35 protein-coding genes are annotated in these 24349 nt (G+C 35.5%); 31 read left to right on the forward strand and 4 right to left on the reverse strand.

All coding sequences use genetic code 11. The features are described from left to right. Positions 1-10: 10 nt before the first annotated feature. The gene (locus ACQKNX_RS04980; protein ID WP_427427856.1) at positions 11-229 is read left to right on the forward strand and encodes a hypothetical protein; all 219 of its coding nucleotides are present in this window, start codon (positions 11-13) and stop codon (positions 227-229) included. Here the strand turns inward: ACQKNX_RS04980 and ACQKNX_RS04985 are convergent. Together ACQKNX_RS04985 and ACQKNX_RS04990 are read right to left on the reverse strand one after the other, a co-directional pair. Beyond that, positions 226-450, reverse strand: a complete 225-nt coding sequence (locus tag ACQKNX_RS04985; protein ID WP_427427857.1) for a hypothetical protein — start codon at positions 448-450, stop codon at positions 226-228. The genes ACQKNX_RS04980 and ACQKNX_RS04985 overlap by 4 nt on opposite strands. Positions 451-690: 240 nt before the next feature. Then, a complete protein-coding gene (locus ACQKNX_RS04990; protein ID WP_427427858.1) occupies positions 691-1467 on the reverse strand; it encodes a helix-turn-helix domain-containing protein in 777 nt (258 codons plus the stop codon). A 159-nt stretch (positions 1468-1626) separates the two neighbouring features. Here ACQKNX_RS04990 and ACQKNX_RS04995 point away from each other — a divergent pair, with 159 nt between their 5' ends. The 27 genes from ACQKNX_RS04995 (at position 1627) to ACQKNX_RS05125 (ending at position 18124) form a co-directional block, all read left to right on the forward strand. Then, positions 1627-1836 (forward strand): helix-turn-helix domain-containing protein, encoded by a 210-nt coding sequence (locus ACQKNX_RS04995; protein WP_427427859.1) that lies wholly within the window; start codon positions 1627-1629, stop codon positions 1834-1836. Continuing rightward, positions 1836-2645, forward strand: coding sequence for a phage antirepressor (locus ACQKNX_RS05000; RefSeq protein WP_427427860.1), 810 nt, complete (start codon positions 1836-1838; stop codon positions 2643-2645). The genes ACQKNX_RS04995 and ACQKNX_RS05000 overlap by 1 nt, the downstream gene beginning before the upstream one ends. Positions 2646-2661: 16 nt before the next feature. Continuing rightward, positions 2662-3330: a hypothetical protein gene (locus ACQKNX_RS05005; RefSeq protein ID WP_427427861.1), complete on the forward strand. Its 669-nt coding sequence runs from the start codon at positions 2662-2664 to the stop codon at positions 3328-3330. A gap of 134 nt (positions 3331-3464) precedes the next feature. Further along, positions 3465-3707, forward strand: a complete 243-nt coding sequence (locus tag ACQKNX_RS05010) for a hypothetical protein (protein ID WP_427427862.1) — start codon at positions 3465-3467, stop codon at positions 3705-3707. Positions 3708-3823: 116 nt separating this feature from the next. Further along, complete coding sequence (locus tag ACQKNX_RS05015) at positions 3824-4168, forward strand: hypothetical protein (protein WP_427427863.1); 345 nt, start codon at positions 3824-3826, stop codon at positions 4166-4168. A 55-nt stretch (positions 4169-4223) separates the two neighbouring features. Further along, complete coding sequence (locus ACQKNX_RS05020) at positions 4224-6491, forward strand: tape measure protein (protein WP_427427864.1); 2268 nt, start codon at positions 4224-4226, stop codon at positions 6489-6491. Beyond that, a complete protein-coding gene (locus ACQKNX_RS05025; RefSeq protein WP_427427865.1) occupies positions 6484-7164 on the forward strand; it encodes a LysM peptidoglycan-binding domain-containing protein in 681 nt (226 codons plus the stop codon). Before ACQKNX_RS05020 ends, ACQKNX_RS05025 begins: the two co-directional genes overlap by 8 nt. Next, positions 7157-8119: an XkdQ/YqbQ family protein gene (locus ACQKNX_RS05030; protein WP_427427866.1), complete on the forward strand. Its 963-nt coding sequence runs from the start codon at positions 7157-7159 to the stop codon at positions 8117-8119. The genes ACQKNX_RS05025 and ACQKNX_RS05030 overlap by 8 nt, the downstream gene beginning before the upstream one ends. Position 8120: 1 nt before the next feature. Beyond that, positions 8121-8480 (forward strand): DUF2577 domain-containing protein, encoded by a 360-nt coding sequence (locus ACQKNX_RS05035; RefSeq protein ID WP_427428264.1) that lies wholly within the window; start codon positions 8121-8123, stop codon positions 8478-8480. Beyond that, positions 8480-8884, forward strand: coding sequence for a DUF2634 domain-containing protein (locus tag ACQKNX_RS05040; RefSeq protein ID WP_427427867.1), 405 nt, complete (start codon positions 8480-8482; stop codon positions 8882-8884). The genes ACQKNX_RS05035 and ACQKNX_RS05040 overlap by 1 nt, the downstream gene beginning before the upstream one ends. After that, a complete protein-coding gene (locus ACQKNX_RS05045; protein WP_427427868.1) occupies positions 8884-9975 on the forward strand; it encodes a baseplate J/gp47 family protein in 1092 nt (363 codons plus the stop codon). Before ACQKNX_RS05040 ends, ACQKNX_RS05045 begins: the two co-directional genes overlap by 1 nt. After that, positions 9968-10516 carry a putative phage tail protein gene (locus tag ACQKNX_RS05050; protein ID WP_427427869.1) on the forward strand — a complete coding sequence of 183 codons (549 nt, stop codon included), beginning with the start codon at positions 9968-9970 and terminating at the stop codon, positions 10514-10516. The genes ACQKNX_RS05045 and ACQKNX_RS05050 overlap by 8 nt, the downstream gene beginning before the upstream one ends. Beyond that, positions 10516-11445: a glycine-rich domain-containing protein gene (locus tag ACQKNX_RS05055; protein WP_427427870.1), complete on the forward strand. Its 930-nt coding sequence runs from the start codon at positions 10516-10518 to the stop codon at positions 11443-11445. The genes ACQKNX_RS05050 and ACQKNX_RS05055 overlap by 1 nt, the downstream gene beginning before the upstream one ends. 16 nt (positions 11446-11461) lie before the next feature. Further along, entirely contained in the window at positions 11462-11761 is a 300-nt protein-coding gene (locus ACQKNX_RS05060; RefSeq protein ID WP_427427871.1) for a hypothetical protein, read from the forward strand. Next, positions 11748-11906, forward strand: a complete 159-nt coding sequence (locus tag ACQKNX_RS05065; protein ID WP_427427872.1) for a hypothetical protein — start codon at positions 11748-11750, stop codon at positions 11904-11906. The genes ACQKNX_RS05060 and ACQKNX_RS05065 overlap by 14 nt, the downstream gene beginning before the upstream one ends. Before the next feature lie 140 nt (positions 11907-12046). Further along, on the forward strand, positions 12047-12358 hold the full coding sequence (locus ACQKNX_RS05070; protein ID WP_427427873.1) for a hypothetical protein: 312 nt from the start codon (positions 12047-12049) through the stop codon (positions 12356-12358). A 158-nt stretch (positions 12359-12516) separates the two neighbouring features. Further along, a complete protein-coding gene (locus ACQKNX_RS05075) occupies positions 12517-12816 on the forward strand; it encodes a hypothetical protein (protein ID WP_402760583.1) in 300 nt (99 codons plus the stop codon). Next, positions 12816-13082, forward strand: a complete 267-nt coding sequence (locus tag ACQKNX_RS05080) for a holin (protein ID WP_173477981.1) — start codon at positions 12816-12818, stop codon at positions 13080-13082. Before ACQKNX_RS05075 ends, ACQKNX_RS05080 begins: the two co-directional genes overlap by 1 nt. After that, positions 13082-13765: a peptidoglycan recognition protein family protein gene (locus ACQKNX_RS05085; RefSeq protein ID WP_427427874.1), complete on the forward strand. Its 684-nt coding sequence runs from the start codon at positions 13082-13084 to the stop codon at positions 13763-13765. Before ACQKNX_RS05080 ends, ACQKNX_RS05085 begins: the two co-directional genes overlap by 1 nt. Positions 13766-13979: 214 nt before the next feature. Beyond that, a complete protein-coding gene (locus ACQKNX_RS05090; protein ID WP_427427875.1) occupies positions 13980-14696 on the forward strand; it encodes a hypothetical protein in 717 nt (238 codons plus the stop codon). A 130-nt stretch (positions 14697-14826) separates the two neighbouring features. After that, positions 14827-15318: a hypothetical protein gene (locus ACQKNX_RS05095; RefSeq protein ID WP_427427876.1), complete on the forward strand. Its 492-nt coding sequence runs from the start codon at positions 14827-14829 to the stop codon at positions 15316-15318. Positions 15319-15465: 147 nt separating this feature from the next. Continuing rightward, entirely contained in the window at positions 15466-15738 is a 273-nt protein-coding gene (locus tag ACQKNX_RS05100) for a YolD-like family protein (RefSeq protein ID WP_427427877.1), read from the forward strand. 18 nt (positions 15739-15756) lie between these two features. After that, positions 15757-16095 carry a YolD-like family protein gene (locus ACQKNX_RS05105; RefSeq protein WP_427427878.1) on the forward strand — a complete coding sequence of 113 codons (339 nt, stop codon included), beginning with the start codon at positions 15757-15759 and terminating at the stop codon, positions 16093-16095. A gap of 87 nt (positions 16096-16182) precedes the next feature. Beyond that, positions 16183-16449: an aconitate hydratase gene (locus ACQKNX_RS05110; RefSeq protein WP_427427879.1), complete on the forward strand. Its 267-nt coding sequence runs from the start codon at positions 16183-16185 to the stop codon at positions 16447-16449. Beyond that, complete coding sequence (locus ACQKNX_RS05115; protein ID WP_427427880.1) at positions 16430-16717, forward strand: hypothetical protein; 288 nt, start codon at positions 16430-16432, stop codon at positions 16715-16717. The genes ACQKNX_RS05110 and ACQKNX_RS05115 overlap by 20 nt, the downstream gene beginning before the upstream one ends. 290 nt (positions 16718-17007) lie before the next feature. Further along, positions 17008-17433, forward strand: coding sequence for an acyl-CoA thioesterase (locus tag ACQKNX_RS05120; protein ID WP_401011566.1), 426 nt, complete (start codon positions 17008-17010; stop codon positions 17431-17433). A 223-nt stretch (positions 17434-17656) separates the two neighbouring features. Then, positions 17657-18124, forward strand: coding sequence for a GNAT family N-acetyltransferase (locus ACQKNX_RS05125; protein ID WP_427427881.1), 468 nt, complete (start codon positions 17657-17659; stop codon positions 18122-18124). A 149-nt stretch (positions 18125-18273) separates the two neighbouring features. Here the strand turns inward: ACQKNX_RS05125 and ACQKNX_RS05130 are convergent, their stop codons facing one another. Together ACQKNX_RS05130 and ACQKNX_RS05135 are read right to left on the reverse strand one after the other, a co-directional pair. After that, positions 18274-19893: a hypothetical protein gene (locus ACQKNX_RS05130; RefSeq protein WP_427427882.1), complete on the reverse strand. Its 1620-nt coding sequence runs from the start codon at positions 19891-19893 to the stop codon at positions 18274-18276. A gap of 2 nt (positions 19894-19895) precedes the next feature. After that, positions 19896-20678 carry an ABC transporter ATP-binding protein gene (locus tag ACQKNX_RS05135; protein ID WP_427427883.1) on the reverse strand — a complete coding sequence of 261 codons (783 nt, stop codon included), beginning with the start codon at positions 20676-20678 and terminating at the stop codon, positions 19896-19898. Positions 20679-20908: 230 nt separating this feature from the next. Between ACQKNX_RS05135 and ACQKNX_RS05140 the strand changes: the two genes are divergently transcribed. The 3 genes from ACQKNX_RS05140 to ACQKNX_RS05150 all read left to right on the forward strand — a co-directional run bounded on the left by ACQKNX_RS05140 (position 20909) and on the right by ACQKNX_RS05150 (position 24212). Beyond that, the gene (locus ACQKNX_RS05140) at positions 20909-21625 is read left to right on the forward strand and encodes a nucleotidyltransferase domain-containing protein (protein WP_427427884.1); all 717 of its coding nucleotides are present in this window, start codon (positions 20909-20911) and stop codon (positions 21623-21625) included. A gap of 149 nt (positions 21626-21774) precedes the next feature. Then, positions 21775-23094 (forward strand): SPFH domain-containing protein, encoded by a 1320-nt coding sequence (locus ACQKNX_RS05145; protein ID WP_427427885.1) that lies wholly within the window; start codon positions 21775-21777, stop codon positions 23092-23094. A gap of 14 nt (positions 23095-23108) precedes the next feature. Beyond that, positions 23109-24212, forward strand: a complete 1104-nt coding sequence (locus ACQKNX_RS05150; RefSeq protein WP_427428265.1) for a hypothetical protein — start codon at positions 23109-23111, stop codon at positions 24210-24212. The last annotated feature ends 137 nt before the right edge of the window (positions 24213-24349 follow it).

Raw genomic sequence — 24349 nt, forward strand, 5'->3', positions numbered from 1 at the left:
AAAGAATATCATGGAGATAAAAAAACAAACAAACGAAAAACTCCACCAACAAGTTCAACTGCCGGTGGAGCGTTCGCAGGATAATCTAATGAAAATCAAATTATCACTCAATCTTTCAAATTTAAATGAATTAGAAAACACCCTTGAAAAAATCAGTAATATTCACATGAAGCTAATTTCGATATATGGAAGTGATCGAGTGTTCGAAGTAGATATTACCCTAAATTAAATTTTGCGAAATAAAACAGACAGAATGTCAGATGAGTCAATTGAAAAAACTTGATTATCACTCAAGAAAGTTAACCGTTGATTTTGAACTAGGTGAAACTTCTCAAAATCGGTAAGTGAAGTGATTGAACTATCAGAACTACTTTGAGTATTTACGCTTTTTACATCCGGGATTAAAATATCACGTGATTCTCTTAGTTTTATTTCTACATTCCAAGCCATATGCATCATCTCCTTCCCTATTGTCAATATTCGACAGAAAAGAAGGAATGCCTTTAATAATGTTTTGATCTGGTTGAGAAGCGAAATGAGAAGCAAAAGGAAACGGTAAGAGGAAAAGGTAGAATGAAATAAGTTCAAATTTAAAGATATTAAATTTCGTGCTTAACTTACTTTTTTATTGACAATGGTTCCTCATAAGCGAAAAAGAGCTAGAGGAGGTCCTCTGCTCTTTGTGGCTGGTTATTCTGTATCGATCAGTATAGAGGACAGTTTCCCTAATATGCAAAAATCATCTCTACTTATAACTATAGGAGGGAAATTTGAATTGTTTGCTTGAAGCACAACGTGAGTTTCATTTTTGTAAAATCTACGAATCAAATATTCGTCATTTTGTCTAAATATAACTATATCTTTATCCTTACATTCATTAATTGAAGTTATTTCTTTTACCAAAACTCTATCACTGTCATTAATTTCTGGTGACATCGAATCATCACCGCAAACGTAGATGAAATAATCTGATCCATCTTTTAGTAGATCTTTTTGTATTAAATCATATCCTAATTCTTCTTCAAAGTCATAAATAGCATCAGGACTTCCAAAGACTTTTAGTAATTCATAGTCGTTTAATTCAAGGTAATCGAGTTCGTTATTTATACCCGATAATCCTTCGATATCACCTACAATGTCCAATAGTTTTTTCAAGGCATCGTTGGTTTGAATTTGTTTATTTTGCTTCAGTTCATTCGCTACCTTAAGTAGTACTAATAACCGATATCCAACGGATTTTGGAATTGTAATTCTTCCTGGTTTTGATTCATCTGTTCTTCCCAATAACCAATCGGTAGTTACAGTAAAATAATCAGCTATCTTTTGAAGTGTATCCGTATCTGGATTTCTTGCTCCTGATTCATATTTAGCAATAGTCGAATACGAAAGCTTAAGCTGTTCTGCAAGTTGTTCACGACTAAGAGAGTTTTCTTCTCTCAGTTCTTTTAAACGTTTCGAAAAGTTCAAAGAGTATCACCTCCGTTTATATGTTAACACAATATGTCTAATTCATCATGGACAATAAGTACAAGTTTTGTTGACTTTGGACTAATCGTCCAGTAGTATATTCATTAAGGACATTGAGTCTTAATTTGTGGCTATTAAACAAGGAGGTGGAAACGACGAATGGTTAAGTCAAATTTACCTGTTTTAATGGCTGAAAGGTATTTGAAAATCACGACTCTTTCTGAAAAAACAGGGATTTCAAGAACAACTCTTACAAAGCTTTACTACAGTAAAGCAAAAGGAATACAATTCCGGACACTTGTAGCGTTGTGTAAGTTTTTAGATTGCGAAGTTGGTGAATTATTAGAAATTGAAAAGGAGGCAGTTTAATGAGCGAACTAAAAACATTTAAACACCAGGTGTTTGGAAAAATGCCAGTGTTAATAGTTGATAACATTGAATGGTTTGGTGCAACGGAAGCAGCAAAAGCTTTAACTTTCTCGAATCCAAGGGCAGCTATCATTAATCATGTTGAAAAAGAGGACGTCACGGTCCATGACACCCTTACAAACAGCGGTGTTCAGCAGAAAAAATATATTAACGAATCTGGTTTATACAGTTTAATTCTTGGCGCTGCTAAACAAGGAAACAACCATGAAATCAAAGAAAAGGCGAAGAATTTCAAACGTTGGGTAACATCAGAGGTTCTTCCTTCAATTCGTCGAGATGGTGCGTATGTTCACGCTACAGAAGAAGATGATGACACGATGATAATGGCGAAGGGAATGCAAGCAGCTCAAAGGGCAATTGAGCGCAAAGATAAATTAATTGCAGAGCAACAACAAATAATAAATAAACAAAAACCAAAAGTAGTGTATGCAGATGCCGTCGAAGTATCTGAGGATACAGTGTTAGTTAAAGATTTAGCTGCAATCTTAACTCAAAAAGGTATCAACATAGGCGAAATTAGGTTGTTCAAATGGCTGCGTGAAAAAGGCTATCTTTGCAAACAAAAAGGCGATATGTGGAATATGCCAACTCAACGCAGTTTAGATTTAGGTGTCATTGTTGTAAAACATGGATTGCGAACAGGTAATAATGGAGAGATGAAAAAAACTCGTACGCCAAAGATTACAGGTAAAGGTCAAATTTACTTTGTTAATAAAATTCTAGATGAACAAGGGTTACTAGCAATTTAATAAAGGAGGTTATTATATGAGTTCGATGGCTCACTTAAAAGTTATTGACGGAACCAAAAAAGCAAAACCTGATTATTACGCGCTTTATTCAAATGTATTTATTAATGAACTTCAAGTAGCAACTGACAAGTACAAATCTGCTGCAGAATATGATAAAGATACACTTAAAAAGTTAATATGGTCAGGTGTGAAAATGATTATTGCTTCTGAATCGAGAAGTAATAATAAAGAAGGACTAGAAAATAAATTTTCACTAGTAACTTTTATAAACTCATTGATGGCTCAATTAACTCCTAGAGAGTTTCAAAACATTTTTCCAATCAATAAAGAATTTGATGGAGAGAGATGGGAAGTGAAAGATTACTTTTATACCCGTAAATACATCGAGAAGTTTGGTGAAGATAAAGTTATCGGTGAAGATATGGATGAATTCCTTTGGGAATACCAAAATTGGACAATCAGTTTTTATATGCTTGAAATGATGGGTATCACAAGTGATTTACGCCAATTAGAAACTGGTAAGAGCATTATGGAGGAATTCCTTGAAGAACAAGGAGTGCCAACATATACAATGCATGACAATGTTAATGGCAAACAATATATCGAGAATAATCAAACAGGTGAAGTAACAGAAATTAAGAAACCTAGACCACGATATTTGCGAGTTGTAGAAAATGAAAAATAAAAAACCACACTTCAAGTTGGCGCTTGAAATGCGGTAACAGTTGAGTGACATTCACTACAATTAAACTAAAGCAAATTGTAACACAATATTGATACAATTTGAAGTGGATGTCCTCAAAACAGGAGGGCAAAGGCATGGGAATAGCAAATGAAACAATAGTGAAGGTTCTAGAAGACTTTTCAGAAATGTTTAATCTTACACCACCTTGGTCAAATGATATTGGGTATTGGTGGTACTACGTAGTAAATGAAATGGAAGCATGGCTTCTTTATTTTTTACGAGATAATAATGTATTTGCACATTATATTAACAAAGTTTTAAATTCAATGAACAGCATTCTTTTACAAAGAATTAATCAGATAGAGATAGCCATATAAATATATTAAACACTCTCAATTGAGGGTGTTTTTCTATTGAAAGGGGTGGTAGATATATAGAAAGTCTGGTCGAATCTCTCCAAATTATGTATATTTGTGTATGAGGAGGGATGAAAATGGCTCAAAATAAAGTAATAGCTGGTGAATATGAAGGAAGTCCTGTTATGGGATTTGTTACTCCTGGGATTTATCCTAATCCAAAACTACCACCAATTGAATTAACCAAAGAATTTATTACAAATTATGAAGTGGTTACTGAAGAACATCGTAAAAGCGTTGTATCTGGTATAACAAGAGGTTTGGTGGGTGGTGTTTTGTTGGGTCCTGTAGGTTTACTAGCAGGTCTTAGTGCAAAAAACAAAGGTACACATGTCATTGCTATTGAATTTAAAGATGGCAATAGAAGCCTAGTAGAAATTGATGAAAAAATATATAAAGCATTTGTTCAAAAAATGTTTTAGTTAGTAAAGCACTCAATCTTGAGTGCTTTTTATTATATCAAAAAGAGGTGAAATCATGGCAACAATTCGTACTGCAATTCAAATTGAAGATCGCTTGAGTCAACCAATTAGGGCTATGCAAAATGCAGTATCAATGATGGTCAATCAAATGGAGGCAATGCATGTTGCTTCCGGAACGATGTTTGATACTTCTACAATTGCATTGATGCGTAGAGAGTTAGCTACTACGACAAACTCTATGAATCAAATTGAACAAGAAATTCGTGCGGCTGATAACGCACAAAGAGGTTTAAATAACCGAATACGTGATGGTACAGATGAAATGAATGGATTACTTGGTAAAGTAGGTGCTTTAATTGGCGCCTATTTATCTTTGCGGGGGTTGGGTACAGTAATTGATATTTCTGACGAACTAACTAATACTAAAGCGCGTGTGCAACTACTTGTTGAAGATATGCCTGTAATTCCAGATCAGTTAGCTAAAGTTGATTTCGGACTTGGTGATATGAGTGATATAGAACTTGCGCAACAACTTATACATGATGCAGCGCAAAATTCGTATTCATCATTTAAAGATACTGCTGATATGGTTGCAAGGATTGGTACTAATGCTCGTGATGCATTTGGAAATGTAGGTGAAGTAGTTGCATTTACTGAGCTTGTGCAAAAGCAATTTGGTATCGCTGGAGCAAGTGCTGTAGAAGCAAGTAATGCAACAATTCAATTATCGCAAGCTTTGGCATCAGGCGTTTTACGAGGTGACGAGCTTAATTCAATTTTTGAACAAGCGCCAAATCTTATCACAACTATCGCAGATTATATGGGAGAGCCATTAGGTAAGATTCGGGAATTAGCTGCAGATGGTAAGATTACTGCAAGTATTGTAAAAAATGCAATGTTTGCAGCAACAGATGAAATAAATAACAAGTTTAATAGTATGCCAGTTACTTGGTCTCAAATGTGGACTTATTTCCAAAATGAAGCCTTACGAGCATTTGGTTCAGTGTTACAAAAAATAAATGAAATTGCAAATAGCGAGAGATTTAAGGAATTTGTAGATAGTGCAACACAGGCGTTGTATTTATTAGCTGGCGTTATAAGTATAGTAATGAATGCGATAGCTTTAATTGGAGGCTTTATTTATGATAATTGGTCATTCATTGGACCTGTAGTTGGAACTGCAACTGCATTAATTGGCGCATATGTAATAGCTTTAATAGCTGTAAAATTAGCTACAATGGCAGTTGCCGCATGGCAAGGTATTTTAGCAATGCGTACGGCAGGTCAGGCTGCAGCGACAATGTTAGCTACCGGTGCAACTTTTGCACAAACTGTAGCTCAACATGGTTTGAACGCAGCATTATATGCTAGTCCGATTACATGGATTATTATGGCCATTATTTTATTTGTGGGGATAATTTACTTAGCTGTAGCAGCAATAAATCACTTTGCAGGTACATCAATTAGTGCAACAGGAATCATTGCAGGCGCATTTATGGTATTAGTTACTTATATATATAATCGGATTGCATTTCTGTGGAACATATTTGCTTCAATTGCAGAATTTTTTGTCAATGTGTGGAGTCATCCAATGTATTCAGTAAAAAAATATTTCTACAATCTTGCTAGTAATGTTTTAGACCAAGCTATTGCTATGTCTAGTGGTTGGGACAATTTCGCTACAGGTTTTGCAAATGCGATGATAGATGCTGTTAATAAAGCTATCGAGGCATGGAATTGGTTAATAGATTTACTACCAAAGGAAGTTGCAGCAAAGATTGGATTAGGAAAAGGGACAGAATTTTCACATAGAAAATCAATAACAAGCGATTTAAAGAATATAAAAGGTGCATTAGGGGATTGGGTCGGTGAAGCACCTGCTGATTATTGGGAAGCACCTAAGATGGAAATGAAATCTTTAGGAAATGCTTGGGACACGGGTTACAATTGGGGCGCCAATTTATTTAATTCGGATGATGGTAAAGTCGGCAATTCTGATGCCCTTATGAAGTCGATTAATGACGCATTAGGTATTGGTGACAAGCTTGATAAAGGCAACGATGCAGGTAAGAAAACAGCCGACAATACAAAGAAAGCAGCTGATGGAATAAAGATGCTTAACGAGGATTTAAAGTATCTACGTGACATAGCTGAACGTGAAGCAATTAATCGATACACAACTGCAGAAATCACAGTCGATATGAAAAATGAAAACTACATCAATAATGAAATGGACATTGATGGTGTAATTGATCGCTTCGGTGAAAAGGTAGAAGAAACGGTTGCTATGTTAGCAGAAGGAGGTCCGACAGAAAATGTATAACTTTTTCGTAGATGGCGTACAGTTCCCTGTCGCTCCTTCTGAACTGACCACGAAAATTAATGGCCGTAATGAAACGATAGTGCTGATGAATGACGGTGAAGTAAATATCATAAAGAAAACAGGTTTAACGGATATTGAGTTTGAGGTATTGCTCCCAAACGTCAAATATCCGTTTTCTGTTTATCCCAATGGTTTTCAGCCAGCTACATTTTATCTCGATACACTCGAAAAATTAAAGGTGTCTGATAAACCTTTTCAATTCATCATTAACCGTATGATGCCGAATGGAAACCTACTCTTTGACACGAACATGACAGTATCAATTGAGGATTACGAAATTAAAGAATCCGCTGAAAATGGCTTTGACATCATGGTAAATATTCGTTTGAAACAATACAGAGCATATGGGAATAAGCGACTTGTCACAAAGCCTGCTACTGCATCCAGTAACGCTTCAAGTACACCGACTACACAAAAGGCAGTAGTAGAACAAAAGCGTCCAACAACAAGCAAGGATACGCCAAAAACACATACTGTCGTGAAGGGTGATACTTTATGGGCAATCGGTAAGAAGTATTTAGGTGATGGATCTAAATTCACCGAACTTGCAAAACTCAATAACATAAGCAATCCAAATGAAATCAAAGTTGGGCAGGTGATAAAACTTGGCTAAGTCACAGCTATATATCATGAGTAAAGGACGTATTTTCGAATGCGCTGTAGAGGAAGGTGTCGAGTGGGAAACACATCGTAAGGGCTCACCAGGAAAGCTAACGTTTAACATCATTAAAGATGAAGTGTTAGGCTTCCATGAAGGTGATGCAGTTCGATTTGATTACGATGGCCACAAAATATTTTTCGGCTTTGTATTCACAAAAAAACGAAATAACAACCGTCTTATCAGCGTTACTTGCTATGACCAACTGCGCTATTTTAAAAACAAGGACACATACGTATACGCCAATAAAACTGCTGCTCAAGTGCTTCAAATGATTACAGAAGATTTCAAACTTAAAACGGGCATCGTTGCTAATACGAAGCACGTTATTGCATCAAGGGTGGAGGATAACCAAGAGCTATTTACTATCTTGGATAACGCATTATCTGAAACGACACTTAACACTGGTGATTTATATGTGCTGTATGACGATTACGGTGCATTAAACCTGCGTAATATAAAAATGCTTAAATCTGATTTACTCATTGACGAAGAATCGGGTGAATCGTTTGAATACACAACATCAATTGACGAGAACACATACAACAAAATCAAGCTTGTAAGAGAAAACAAAGAAACAGGTAAACGGGAAATATACATTGCTCAAGATAGCTCCAAAATGAACGAATGGGGCATATTGCAAATGACAGATAAACTCGATGAAAAAGAAAACGGTAAAGCGAAAGCTGATGGAATGCTTGCTCTTTATAATCGTAAATCAAGAAAGTTACACATTAATAAAGTATTTGGTGATCCAACGGTGCGTGGCGGAACTACATTAGGGGTGCAAATGTATTTAGGTGATTTAACAGTAGCTAATTTTATGTTGGTTGAAACGGTCAAGCACACTTTCAAAGAATCGGACCATCGGATGGACTTAAAACTGATTGGCGGTGATTTCGTTGCGTAGTATGGAAGATATTTTAATTGAGATTCAAAAGATGATTAAAGGAGTATTAAACGCTCAAAGGCTTTGTACTATTGTATACGGCACTGTGGTTAGTGTAGAGCCATTAGAAGTGTATGTTGACCAAAAACTAACGCTGAAAAAAGAGCAATTAAAGCTTACACGTGCAGTCATAGATTATGAGGTAGACATGACAGTTGAACATGAAACAGAAGTTGGTTTTGGCCCTGCCAGTCATATACACGAATATAAAGGACGTAAAAAGTTTAAAATTCATAACGGCTTAGTTGATGGAGACAAAGTTACCATGATACGAGCGCATGGTGGTCAACAATATTTAATTATCGATAAAGAGGTGGTTTAATGATTCCACAGGTAGAAAATGATGGTCTGACACTCGATTTTGAGGAAGTCATTGAACCATCGAAGAACTATAAACTAATACATGACAAGAATCGCTGTGTTGGCTTTATTGATGAATTAGAAGCCATGAAACAAGCGATTTTTTTAATGCTCTCTGTTGAACGTTACGATCACATTATCTATACATGGAATGCGGGTTTTGAATCGAAAGATTTATTCGGTAAACCCACATCTTATGTAGCGAGTGAGGTACCGCGACGTATACAAGAGTGTTTGCTACAAGATAACCGCATTAAAGAAGTGGATTCATTTGTAGTGACAACAAAGAAAAACAAAATGCACGTAGCCTACACAGCGCACACTATTTTTGGTGAGTTAACTCTTGAGAAAGAGGTGGAATACTAATGGCCGAATCATTCAATCTAGACACAACATTTGAAGAATTGATGGCTCGGAAACTTGCTGGTATCGATGATTCTCTTGATAAGCGTGAGGTAACGTCATTAGTGTATAACGCAACTGCTGCAAATAGTGTTGAAACAGTTCAAATGCTTTTCACATTAAAGAATTTTATTGATATGGTATTTGCCGATACAGCACCGCGTGATTACTTAATTCGACGTGCTGCAGAACGTGGGTTAAAGCCGTATGAAGCCACTTACGCAAAACGCAAAGGTGTATTTAACATTGATGTACCAATCGGCAGTCGTTTCAGTTTGGACGATTTGAACTATGAAGTTATCGAACGAATCGCACAAGGTCAATTTATCTTGAAATGTGAAACAGCAGGTAATGTTGGTAATTTGTTTTCAGGGCAACTTATTCCGATTAACTATATTAACAATTTGGAGAAAGCCATGTTAACCGATGTATTGGTACCAGGAGACGACGAAGAAGAAACCGAAGCGTTCCGCACACGCTACTTCAATAGCTTTGAATCAACCGCATTTGGAGGCAATAGAGCCGACTACAAAGAAAAGATAGGGAAATTACCTGGTGTCGGTGGAGTACGTGTTTATCGCGCTTGGAATGGTGGAGGGACGGTTAAATTAGTCATTATTAACTCTCAATACGAGAAACCGACACCAACATTAATCGAAGAAGTACAAAAGGCTGTTGATCCATTGGAGAATCAGGGAGAAGGCATAGGAACAGCTCCGATAGACCATATAGTAACTGTGTTTGGAGTAGGCGAAACAGTTATTAATATTACATTGAATATCACGTATCAAGCAGGTTGGGCATGGACTGACATTGAGAGTCAAGTACAGAAGGTAATCGATGATTATTTCAAAGAGTTAGCAGAAGAATGGGCAAAGGCAAACAGTTATGAAGAAGATTATGCAGGAGTGGTTGTACGTGTATCACAAATTGAATACCGATTACTAGGTATAACGGGCGTACTTGATATTGCAAATACGCAATTAAATGGAAGTCAATCCAATATCGCATTAGATGTTGAGTATATTCCAAAACGGGGTGTGGTAAATGGCTAGAGAGGTAGACATCATAGGGTATTTACCGTCTGTTCTACACGAAATTAAAGAAATTGTTGCGATGGCTAATGTGGAGAAACCTGTATTAGAAGCGTTGTGGCAAGAAATCGAAAATACATTAAACAATCAATTTGTCGTAACAGCTGATGGAAAAGGTGCTAGTCAATACGAAAAAATGCTTAAACTAAGTGTTCCAGCATCTGACTCCATCGAAACGCGTAGATTCCGTATTTTAACTCGTTATCAAGAACAGGCACCTTATACGAATCGAGTATTGAAACAATTGCTTGATAGCCTATTAGGTGAGGGACAATATGAATTACAACGTGATGTGGCAGCAAAGACGTTAAGTGTAAAAATTGAGTTGACGGTTAAAGGCATGTTTGATGCGGTTGTAATTATGCTTGAACGAATTACACCTCAAAACATGGTTTTAACCGTCCAATTACGATACAACCAACACAGCACAATTGCTCGCTATACACACGCGCAACTAGCAGCGTTTACACATCAACAATTACGAGAGGAAGTGATGCAATAATGTCGACAAACACACCTAATTATAATTTAGAAAAACCGAATCAAGATGAATTTTATGACGTTAATGTACAAAATGGCAATATGGATAAAATCGATAGCGCTTTAAAGACACTTGCTGGAGAAGTTGCAAGCGGTGTGACACAAGAAGATTTAACTACTATTGATACTAAACTTGACGGCATTAATCAAGGTGTTGGTGAAATTAAAGGTAAATCAGACCAAATCAAACAAGGTGTAGATAATTTAAACACTAAACAAGATTCACTATTGCTCAAAATTCAAAATGGGGCACTAAAACAAAACATTGCTATTTTTGATAAGCCTGGTACTTATACATGGAAATGTCCTGATGGCGTAACTGAAATTACATTAACAATGTTTGGAGGCGGTGGTAGTGGCACTGGTAGCGTATTAAATTATTCAAATATCTCAGCACAAGGTGGACAAGGAGCTGCATTTGTAACTCGAAAACCAATAAAGGTAATTCCAGGAACTACTTATTCTTTGGTTGTAGGAAGTGGTGGTAGTGGATTTACTGTTTCATCATCGCAAAATGGTAATAGTGGTGGTGCGTCGTCTGGTTTCGGAATTACTTGTAACGGTGGTGCTGGAGCAAATAATTACTCGAGTGCTACGTTACCATTCGGTAACTCACCGTTATGCAACAGAGGAACTAGAGGTAATCTGAATAGTAGTAATTCAACTTATTATGACCCAAAATCTAGTAACATGTTCGGGCGAGCTGGAGAAAGTTTGTTAGGAGTTAACAATGCTACATGTTACGGAGGAGGTGCTGGCTTTGGAGATGGGGGTAATGGCGGCGACGTTACAACTGTTGTTCCTTATGGAGCTGGTTCTGGAGGTAATGTAGGTATGGATTCTGTAAAAGTAATCAAAGGCGGAGATGGCATCATCATCATAGAATTTTAAATTAAGGGAGGTACACATGAAAAAATTCGTTCAAATCGTTAATAACATTGCTTATTGGATTTTCGAGGCAAAAGAACTGCCACCATATCCTAACGTAAAGGACTTTTTAGAAATTACAGGACGTGAAGGAATCGAAGAAGGTTTTTTTTATAATAGCGAAACGGGTGAGTTTACACCACCTATTATTTCAGAGCCTATTCCTGTAGAACCTCAACCAACGCTAGAAGAAATGCAGGCTCAAACATTATTAAACACTGAATACCTGGTATCACGTAGTGAGCTAGGATTGGGAGGAAACTATAATGACAGTATTTGAATTATGTAAGTTTTTAATTGATCGTAAACGTTATGAGCATGCTGCAATGCAGAATAAAGTGAACGTATTCTACGCAAACAATCAGTTAGCAGATGAAGAATATACACAGTTATTAACAATAATGGACGCACAGCTAACGGCATAATTGTCCCATATTGTTCAGTAATCACAAGTATATCCTCGTGTTATTTTTATTACTAATTTTAATTATGTATAATGTTGGAAATTTGTAATCCATTCAATTACAATCATATAGAAGGATATATAAATTAAGGGGATGAATAAATGAATAAAGTAGTAATCGAAGCTCTAAAATCAATAAAAAATCGCATTAACATGTCAACCGGTTTTGTTCATCCGGATGATAAAGCATCCACAATAGAATTATTACAATTGCTGAAATTAAATGGATATACATTAGACCCTGTATATATAGAAAGATGGGCTTTACAAAATGATTTTAATTCAGAAAATGCAAAAAAACTTAGAGAGTTTGTGGATGGGGTAAATGCTAATAAGGGTTATAAAACAGGTAAAGATCCTCATTGGAATGAAGCAATTGTTACACTTCTAGAGGAAAGAGCTAATAATCGATAATTTTTTTAAAACAACTTAGCAAAAAGCCTTCCAGTAACCTCTGGAAGGCTTTTATTATTCGCTATGAGAACAATCGAGATGGGCAACGGTACTAGTTACTGAATCTCGATGCTTCTCATGGCTTTTTATTTTGAATAGGGCAAAGGATTGGTGATGGAATGGATGTAGCTGCAGTAAATGAAATTGCTACAAGCCAAGCAGTATGGGCGATAGCTTGTTTAATTATAGCGTTTGGGGCATTTCGTTATTTAATTAGCAAAAATGATAATCTAATGAACCGAGCAGAAGAACGCGAAAATAAATTAATGGACCACTTAGAACGGTCTAATGAATCACAGGAAAGAACAGCAATCGCACTCGAAGGTATGAACCGATCGCTGAATGTATTGGAAGGTCGTGTAGACCGAATTGAGAAGCACTCACTAAAGAATAAAAACAATGAAAAGGATGATGAATAATGGATTTAACAAACATTTTTATGATTGCAATGGTGATGGTGGCTATCGTACTAGCCGTTTCAGAAGTACTCAAAAAGACATTTAAAATTAATACGCAATACATGCCAATCACTTCGGTAGTGATTGGTATTTTTATTGGCATAGTTTGTTGGCCGTTATCAGAGTATCCACCATATGTGATGTTGATGGCGGGCTTTGTGGCGGGTCTAACAGCTTCAGGAACTTTTGATTTACTAAAGGCTGCTAAAAAAGAAGGTGAGCAATAATGGCTTACGTTTTTAAACAAAACTTATTGCCATCTAGTAAGTATTCAATAAAATCGCCTTACACTATGACACCACAGTATATTACGGTTCATAATACGGCAAATGATGCTTCTGCAGCCAATGAGATTAAGTACATGATAACTAACGACAATCAAGTATCTTATCATGTTGCTGTTGATGATGTAGAAGTTATTCAAGCAATCCTATTTAACCGTAACGGTTGGCATTGCGGTGATGGTCAAGGTAACGGTAATCGTAAATCAATAGGTGTAGAAATTTGCTACAGCAAAAGTGGTGGTGCTCGTTATATTGTTGCTGAGGAAAATGCAGTGCAGTATATAGCCTCGCTACTAAAACAATATGGATGGGGCATTGAGCGAGTTAAAAAGCATCAAGACTGGAACGGAAAATACTGTCCGCATCGAATTTTAAATGAAAACCGATGGAATAGCTTCTTAAAACGAATCGAAGAGGCTCTGAAACCAAAAACGACTATCCAACAAAAGGAGGAACCAAAAGTGACTAACACACTAACATCAACAGCTAAAGAGGATTTGAAAGGATTGTTAAAAGAGACTTATCAAAAGGGAATCTTAAAAGTGGACCATAGCGAAAGAGTTTGTTCAATGACTGATGGTGAAGCTTTAGGATTATTGATTTCAGTTGTAAAGCGCACTCTATAAACAGCGATACCAGGTACTCATACTTTTTGTGAGCCTGGTATTTTTTTATTGTATAAATTGAATGTTTTTTTGTAATTGGGCAAAAAAGAACGACAGATCTATTTTAAAGTTTAAGGAGAAGGCTTAGATTTCAAATTATTAATTACAGTATATTGATAAAAAGTATATATTTGTAATATAAGATATGTTACCCTTAGATAAGGAGGTGTTAACAGTGAAAAAAATACTTCAAATTTCACTAATATCAATTTTACTATTATCTTTCTTAATGGTACCTCAAAGTACTTACGCTTCAACAGTTTACGAGGAGGACTTAGAGGTATATGAGTCTAATTATACAGACTCAAGTATTGAACCTTATAATTGGGAAATAGACAAATTAGCTAAAAAGGAAGTACCTTTAATATGTGGTACATATGCACGGACACCTAATAATTATATTGCTATGATCCCAGGAACTCAGATTAATAATGAAGAACCTTTAACGTCTATTAAAGAAGACACTACATTGTTTCCTAGTGAAGAGTTAGAAGATTCAATTGCACCGCTAAGTAGTGCAGTAACGAGCGAAATTAGAAGTAGTAGTCAAGGGTCTAGAGTCGTTATGCCTGCAGTTAATCCATACTATAATTATGGATATTGCCATATATTTGAACGTCATATGGCAAACGCTAATGGTACTAAAAAATATGATAAAAATGGTGCATCTCAATTTATGTATGCACGCTTCTCTGCATCAACAATGGATGTAATTATGGAAGCGATTAATGGGACAACAAATCTTGTAACTGAACAAGATGGAAAGTATTCTAAAACTGCTTGGTCTAAAACAGAACAACAGAATGTAAAAGTAATTCTAAGACGAGGGTCAGATATGACGGGATACTCTGCATACGATTGGGTAGTAATAACCGCATATCCGTACTTCTAAATTAAATAATTGCATCGTAAAATTATTAAAATTATAATTGATTTTACGGTGCATTTTTTGTGTGATAAATTTAGTTTTATATTCTGTATATTTGACAACAAAAACCCTATATTATAGGAGGATGTGTAAAATGGATAATATAATAGCATCTGTAAAAAAGGGGTTAAGAGGTTTTGAAGTAGGTGGTTTTCACACAGGTTCTATTTTTGAAGACTATCCTTATTATGAATACTTTGATGCGAAAGATAAAGAAATTAGAAGGTATGCTATTGCAGTTTATATGGTGAAACTAGGAAATTGGGAAGCAGGTTGTGTATTCCATTTCTATAAGAAACCAGAAGAACTTTGCCTTTATACACAAGCTTTTCTCAAAAATAGGGATAAAATTAGAAGAGAATTCCCCTCTATGTATCACCGCATTTTGGAGTTATTTCAACAGCTTCTAAAGTTATGCAAATGTAAAAAGGAACATTGGGAATTAGTATTACCGGATTCTGTGGAAAGCGATATGAAACGTGAAATCTACAATTATTTAGATAAAACTAAAATGTATTTTCATATGAAATATTTATTAAAAGAGTTAAATATTCAGCCTTTTTACAAAAGTGATTTTTTAGATTAATGAAAATATTAATCAGCCTTAAGAATATAATTTCAATAAATGGCATCTTTCTAGCTATATCTTGTGAAAGGTGTTATTTTTTATTGCTAAAAAAAGAACTGATGTTCTATAATAGAACAAACAAGTGTTCTGATAAGGGGAGTTAATATGGTTGCTAAAACAAAAATACCACCAAAAAAGAAAGAGCCTAAACATTTAGATCGTGATGAATTCGACCTTGAAGAAATCGCATATACCTTAACGGAATCGATGAAAGAAAATAAGGTTTATACATACACAATATACAAACATGATGAGCTATTAGAGGGTACAGTTGTAAAAATGGATGCAAACACTAAATTAATCCATATAAAAGACAGGTATATGGGCATCCATAAGATACATTTTTTAGACATTTTAAAAGTATCCGATGTTGAATAATTGTGGAGAGTGATTGTAATGATAAATGACCGTGGAAATATGAAATGGACATCATTGATGCTGCCTGAACATTTAGTTCGGTTAAAAGAGTGGAAAAAGGAGCAGTTTTACGATAAAAAGCGTGAGTTGACTGAATGGGAACTTGAAGAGATTGAGCAAACAATACAACGAGCTTTCAAAATGAAAAAGCTAATTAAACTCACACTTTGGAAAAGCCAAAAATTATATGATGAAATTGGAATAATTACTGGTACAAATATTTATAATAAGGAGTTACTTTTAGATACTGATTTATCAATCAAGCATATTACCTTTGATATGATACAAAATGCGTCACTGGTAGATATTGATGATTAAGCCTGATGAGCGAAGAAATAATTTATCCTTCTGGATATGGCAGTAAAATCGTTGCAGAATGATTACGATAAACTAGGAAATCTAAAAATGGCAGAGGTATATATCAAAATAGTTGATGACCTATTAAAAAATTTAAGATGTGATTATTTCAATAAAAAACGAATGTTAGCTAAACAAAAAATTGAGGTAGTGAAGTGGATTCATATAGACGAATATTTTAGTGACGTTGTTTTAAAAACCCCAGGAGAAAATGTAGAACTGCGGTACGCTAAACAAGCTTTAAAAACACAAGTAGAAAATTTGATATTTAACTACCTAAAGGAGATAAATGATAATGCCAATACTAAAAACTAGTTCTGTACAAATATTATTTGGAAATGGAGATGTAGGTGTTCGGATAGTTGGAAATAAGAAGCTAAAAACGGGTGCCATTCAATTTACCAAAATTGATCCCTTACCAATTGGCGCAGAATTAGAAACAAGTGAAATGTTAAGTTTAAATGATGCTCCTGTAACACTTGGCTTTAATAAAGTAGAGATTTTAGATGTAGTAATTAACCAATTATTAAAATTAAGAAATATTATAACTGGTGAAAATGAAATGTTGACAAAAGAAAAATAGCAATAAAGAAAGTCACTCATTAGAAAGATAATGAGTGACTTTTTGTATTTAACCTTAGCACCTGCCCAGTGTAGTTATTTATTTTGTGTACCCCAATGTACCCCAATTTGTACCCCAAATAAATGGGGTTCATAGGGTAAAAACGGATACCAACATTTTTTTCCAAAAAGAACACTGAAATTAATTATCCATATTTTCCTAAATAGTGTTTTTAATCATTTTTCATCTCCAGACCCTAAACCCCGCCAAATCAACATTTTTACGCTATAATATAGGACGAGGTGAAGAAAATGTTTGTGAGTGAAAAACAGATTGAGATTCGATATGCGGAGACAGACCAAATGGGCGTTGTCTACCATGCTAACTACATCATTTGGATGGAGATTGGACGTACACAGTTAGTAAGTGATGTAGGATTTGAGTACGCAGCATTAGAAAAAGAAGGTTATGTATCGCCAGTAATGGATTTATCGATTTCTTATAAGGCAGCTATGCACTACGGCCAGGTGGCAACTGTACGCACTTGGGTAGAAAAACATGATCGACTACGTACAACTTATGGTTATGAAATTTTACATGAAGATGGCACGATTGCTGCTACAGCACAATCAGTACATATTCTAGCGCACAAAGAAACGTTACGCCCGGTTTCTCTAAGTAAAATTGACCCAGCTTGGGATGCGAAATATAAAGAAATTGCTATTGAAACAAAATAGAACAAAGGGTGTTGTCGCCCTGCGTTAAAAATACTAATAAAAGCATCAATTACGAAGGCAGTACTAGAGCAAATAGCTGGTGCTGTCTTTTGCTTGTACTAGTTTCTTCCTTATAAAGTTGTAAAACAAATTGGTTGATATACCACAATAATACATTTTTATGTTGAATATCACACGTAATATTGATACAATAAGAACAAACGTTCTTGGGAGAGGAGAAACTATGCAATTATACATATTTGAAGGCAGCTTTATGCCGTTAATTGAACAGTATCAATTAACTGAAGAACAACTTGAATTTACAGGAACACCTCAGGAATGTCTTGAACTTTCTAAAGTGGATGCCAATCGTCACTCAATTTTAGCTATCGATGAAGGAAAGCTTGTTGTTTTCTTTGTATTACATCGAAAAGAGGGGGTAAAGCCATATTCTAATAATGAAAATGCGATATTAATAAGAGCCTTTTCAACTGATTACCGTCATCAAGGGAAAGGATATGCCAAAAAGGCTCTACTGCTATTGCCTGAATTTGTAAAAAAACAGTATAGTGCGATAAATGAAATTGTATTGGCTGTAAATGTAAAGAATGAAGCCGCACAAGGACTATACAAGAAATGCGGATATACCGATAAAGGTGAAAGAGTAATGGGGATAAAAGGGGAATTAATCGTAATGAGTCATGATTTGTAAAGAATGATACTCACGAACTGCTCATTAAAAGGATACAAATTTTAAAAATCCACCTTGCACTAGTAGAAACAGCTTACACTGTGACCACTAATAGCAAGTGGATTTTATTATTTATTAATTCGAATAGTGCTTATCGGAAGCCCCTTGTACTAATGGTTAGATCGTTTAAACAAGAGCTTCCAAGAAATGAAATTCGCGATTAGAAGTACTATCAAATAAATAATTGTGCCATAAGAAATGTGTGTCGCCATGTAATAGTGCAGACCTGCTAGAATACCTAAAGGAATAAATAAGATTAAGGACTGCCAGCTCTGTCCATCACCGATTTCGTCATATGGCTTCGCAAAGGGAATCTTACTTCCAGAACCTACATAACAAATAATCGTGTACAAACAGCTTGCTACTAAAACAGTCAATAAATCTGGAATGATTCTTGGGCCATAAATAAAGCAAAATACGATGCTTAGGACAATGTATAAAGGTATATACAACTTTATTAGAAAAGCTTTTAGACTGCCTTTTTGTAAGTCTGTATATTCTTTAATTGGGAAGACTTTATATATCCAAGCTGCTTTAAACTTTGCTGAATGGCCAAGCATAATCACGGCTGACGGGATGATTAGCATACTAAAATAAATGTTTAAATAGCTCATACTGACAGAATAATCAACATCTTCTGCACGAATAATATTAAATATAAAAATAAAAGGGATGACGAATGAAAAGCCTAAAGATGGGTAAACCTTCAATTTAAACTCTCGCTCTTGTTTCATCATAAGGGAGGCAAATCGGTAAAAGGCTCTTTCCTCTGATGTTCGGCAAATGAACGTTAATAAATAATCTTTTAAGCGACTTTTCTTTTCTTTTTTTGATTTACTTGTACCTAATAACTTTTGTAAATTACGTTCAAATGTAGGGATAAGCCTAATATAAAGCAATATTGATAAAAGTGGTACGATGACAGAGAAAATAGTACATAAAATAATGAAAAATGAGTTATTCCCATTAAGGATTAGCTCATATGGAGCTGCAAACCACATCGGGATGATGAAAATACTCCACCAATTAGACGTTACGACTATATTAAAATCAACAAATTCAAAGGATCTAATCAGTACTTGGTAACCAATCATCAAAACCAATGATAAACCGATTTGCACATAATTGATAATATCCTTTAGTTTTTCTCCATCAAAAAATCTCAAAATCACAATATATAAAATCGACGTTAAAACGACAATGAAAATATTAATGAAGATAAGTGCTAGTACAGTTAATAGAAAGAATAATACTCCTTGAGTAAATAAGCCGACTAAAAGCGGAATTGCTGTTAAGGCAATTGTTAAGTAAGTTAAGTAGATGAGTATATGCATACATTTGGCAGCGTTCACCGTTTTAGCAGTAATGGGCTTAGTTGAGAGGATGCTTCGATCACGCACATCCAGAAGTACTGAAGAAAAGTCAGAGATTAATGTTGTCATGATGATAAAAATTATCATACCAAAAGCAATGCTCATCTGAAAATGATAGTTTTGGCCAAAGACGATAAATGGAATTAGCACAAGGCCGTATAAGGCATAAATCCATAAAGACTTTATGTAACTATTTTTCTGATCTTTTTTGTTTTGGTTAAAGATGGTCGGTACTTTTCTTTCATCCATAGTTAGTTTAATATGAAGGATTTGTCTCATAATCTGATAATCAATGCCTAGTTTGCGAAAAATAAAATGCAATTTATCAAGCAGTTGCAGGATTTTAAAATCTTTCATTTCTACACCTCCTGGACTACCGATACGAATTGTTCACCAATTTCCTTATGATTATGGAAACCTGTAAGTTGATTGAAAATCCCTTCTAAAGTTCCTGCTGTATTAGCTGTTTGTAATTGGGCAAATGTTCCGTCAGCAGCGATTATTCCATCGTTCAATAAAATTATGCGACTACTGATTTTTTCAACAACATCCATGATATGAGAGGAATAAAATATTGTTTTACCATGGGCTGCTAATTGCGTTAAAATTTCTTTGAAGATCATTACACTATTCGCATCCAAGCCATTAATAGGTTCATCCAAGAACAGTAAATCTGGATTATGTATAAGGCTGGCGATAATTAATAGCTTTTGCCTCATTCCTTTTGAATACGAGGATATTCTTGCATGATATGCTTCTCCAACCCCAAACAATTCCATTAATGATTTAGACTTAGTAGCGGCAAAATCAAAATTTAACCCGTAAAGCTGGCCGATAAAGGTCAAATACTCGTAACCAGTTAAATTATCATAAACATCGGCTATTTCTGGCACATAGCCAATTTTTCGTTTATATTCAATGTTATTTTGCCTAATATCTTCTCCGAATAGCTTTATTTCTCCACCGTATTCGGCCTCGATCCCTAAAATGATTTTAACAGTCGTACTCTTACCAGCACCATTTGGACCGATATAACCAATAATTTCTCCTCTTGCAACATGTAAGTCGATTCCTTTTAATATTTCCTTACTACCATAACTCTTCGTCAAATCTGTAATCGTTAAAATTTCTTGTTGCTCCATGGAATAGCTCCTTCCTTTTAGATTATTACTATACAAAAGTAACTATAAGGCTAAATAGTTCTCTATAGTCATTATACACGATTTCCGCAAATTGTTATTAATTACAATATTATTCTTTAGACACAAGTAATTATTAGTTAGGTCTTTTTAAAGGAATATGATTTTAAATGTAGAATGTTCATCATAGCAAATTGTTTTAGTATGATAATTACTAAGCTGAGGTGGAAAAAGTGAATCATCTAAAAAAGGGCAATGCAATCGAGGCGGCACAGCAGTTTATTGCAAAACATTTTCCTCATTGTGATGGAGCATTATTAGCTGGAAGTGTTGTTCGTGGCGAAGCAACAGAAACGTCTGACCTAGATATCGTTGTATTTGACAATCATCGTATGACCTCTTATCGAGAATCCTTAATAGCTAACGGTTGGGCTATAGAAGTGTTTGTACACAATTTGACATCTTATAAGCAGTATTTTGACGAAGATTATAAAAGAGCGAGACCTTCCATGCCAAGAATGGTTTCAGAAGGAATCATTTTAAAAGATAACAGTTTTATTGAAGTCATTAAAGAAGAAGCGAATCAACTATTAAAGAAGGGCCCAGAAAAATGGTCGCAACAAACGATTAAAACAAAACAATATTTTATCTCGGATGCATTGGATGATCTTATAGGTTGTTCAAATAAAGCAGAAGAATTATTTATAGCGAATGCACTTGCTGAATTAGTAAGTGAATTTGTGTTAAGAACAAACCGTCAATGGATTGGTCATTCGAAATGGGTAGTGCGTGCATTAATGCAATATGATGAGGCATTTACGCAACAGTTTATTAATGCTTTTGATATTTTTTATAAAACGGGCGATAAAGAACACATTATTAAGTTGGTTCAAAATGTACTTGAGCCTTATGGCGGAAAATTATTTGACGGTTTTTCATTAGGCAAATAACGACTTTACTTGCATTCTGTTATGCCGGATTTTTATGACCTAAGCAAAAATTTTGAAACAAAATGTCCATTCCTGCGTAATACAATAGTGAGTTCAATATTTTTAGTGATAAAATAGTGTTAAGTATTTATTTAAAGGTGGGAAATAAAATGGGTTTATTAAAAGCAGGTATTGGTGCATTAACAGGTGTATTAGAAGATCAGTGGCGAGAGTATTTTTACTGCGAGTCTTTATCAGCGGATGTTCTTGTCGCTAAAGGTGTAAAACGCTCTTCTAAACGCGGCTCAAATAAAGGAAATAATAATATTATTAGTAATGGCTCTATCATTGCAATCAATGAAGGGCAATGTATGATGATTGTCGAGCAGGGAAAAGTAGTGGAGTTTTCTTCAGAATCCGGTGAATATGTCTATGACACATCTACTGAGCCATCTATTATGTATGGCGAAGACCTTTCATCAAACATTACGGAGACGTTTAAGCAAATTGGAAAGCGTTTTACCTTTGGTGGAGAGCCAGGAAAAGATCAGCGTGTGTATTATTTTAATAAGAAAGAAATTGTCGGCAATAAGTATGGGACACCTGCACCAATTCCTTTCCGTGTTATTGACCGCAATATCGGCCTAGATATTGATATTGCCATTCGTTGTCATGGCGAATATTCATATAAAATTGTAGACCCATTATTATTTTATACAAATGTCTGTGGAAATGTAGAGAGCGAATATATTCGTGACGCTATTGATAGTCAATTGAAAACAGAGCTTATGACAGCGTTACAGCCAGCTTTTGCTCATATTTCTGCTAGTGGCGTTCGTTATAGTGAAATTCCTGCTCATACAGTGGCGCTAGCAGACGCCCTTAACAAAGTGCTATCAGAAAAATGGCTTGCAACACGTGGTTTAGCTGTTGTGTCTTTTGGAGTTAGTTCATTAAAAGCATCTGACGAAGATGAAGCGATGATTAAACAACTACAGCGTAATGCGGTAATGCGTGATCCAGGGATGGCTGCAGCTCATTTAACAGGCGCACAAGCAGAAGCGATGATTGCCGCTGCACACAACGATGGGGGTGCGATGGCAGGGTTCATGGGTATGAACATGGCGACACAAGCAGGTGGCGTCAACGCAAGTCAGCTATTCCAAATGAGCGAACAAAATAAACAGGCACAAGCAACTACACAAACACAATCAAGCCCTTCTAATGCTTGGACATGTACATGTGGGCAGGAGAATACAGGTAAATTTTGTTCGAATTGTGGAGCATCGAAGCCAGTAGAAGAGGGCTGGACATGTGCATGCGGCACGATCAATAAAGGTAAATTCTGTAGTGAATGTGGGGCCAAAAAACCTATAGGCGTATTGCAATATGCTTGTGATAAATGTGGGTGGGAACCAGAAAACCCTGCAAATCCTCCAAAGTTTTGCCCTGAGTGTGGCGATATTTTTGATGATAATGATATGAAGTAAGGAGATGACTGATGATGACGACGCAAGAAGCGGAAAACGTCAAAGAGGCAAAGCTAGAATTCGATGCTGAATGTCCATCATGCAGTGCATCAATTGAATTTAACCCAGCAACAGGCAAGCTGACTTGTCCTTACTGTGGCTTTGAAACAGAGATTGCTACACCAGAAATGGAACAAGAAAAAGTGGCACAGGAAATGGACTTTGCGAAAGCTGAGGAACGAGGAAACTTTAACTGGGGCGTAGAGAAAAAAACAGTGATTTGTAAAGCTTGTGCAGCTGAAACAATTTACGATGCATTACAAGTAGCGGATAGCTGTCCGTATTGTGGCTCAAATCAAGTAATGGAAGCCAGTGCTGAAAACACACTTGCTCCAAATGGTGTATGTGCTTTTGAAGTAACAGATAAACAAGCAGGGGAAAATTTTCAAAAGTGGATTAAAGGAAGATGGTTTACGCCCAAAGCAGCAAAAATTAGTGCAAGGCCAGATTCTTTTAAAGGTGTATATCTGCCGTATTGGACATTTGATACAAAAACAAGCTCACGCTACTCAGCAAGCTATGGCAAACATCGTACGGTAACTGACAAAGATGGCAATCAAAAGACTGTAACAGATTGGTATTCTACAAGTGGTTTTTACCAGGAGTTTATAGATGATCATTTAATAAGTGCAACGACTCGTTATGACCGTCAAATGATGCGTAAAATTGAACCATTTAACTTACTGAACAATAAATCCTATAAGCCAGAATATGTGGCAGGTTTTCTGTCAGAGCGATATAGCATTGGGTTACAGGATGGTTGGAGTCAAGCAAAGAGAGAAATTCACGACCACTTAAACGCACAAATTACTTCAAAAATCCGTGTGGAAAAGTTTGCAGATGTTGTTTCCAATGTGCGCTTCTCTACAACACATGATGACATTACATATAAATATTTAATGTTACCAATTTGGCTTTCTTCTTTCCGATATAAAGATAAAATTTTCAGATTTATGGTGAATGGTCAAACGGGGCGTGTAGGAGGAGATGCTCCGATTTCGCCACTACGTGTAACGATTGCAGTTCTTTTATCGTTGATGGTCCTAGCTGTAGTTTGGTATTTCTTTATGAATGAATAAGCGATAGCAGTATTCTAAAAGTGTGAACACTACATACTTTTGGAATACTGTTTTTTTATTGCGAATATTGTCGGAATGATGTCGAACGATGTAAAAAAAATTTCTGATTATGATAAATGTCACTATTCATCACGGTT

Origin of the sequence: Lysinibacillus sp. NPDC093712, from assembly GCF_050280025.1 — a bacterium.
Taxonomy (GTDB): domain Bacteria; phylum Bacillota; class Bacilli; order Bacillales_A; family Planococcaceae; genus Lysinibacillus.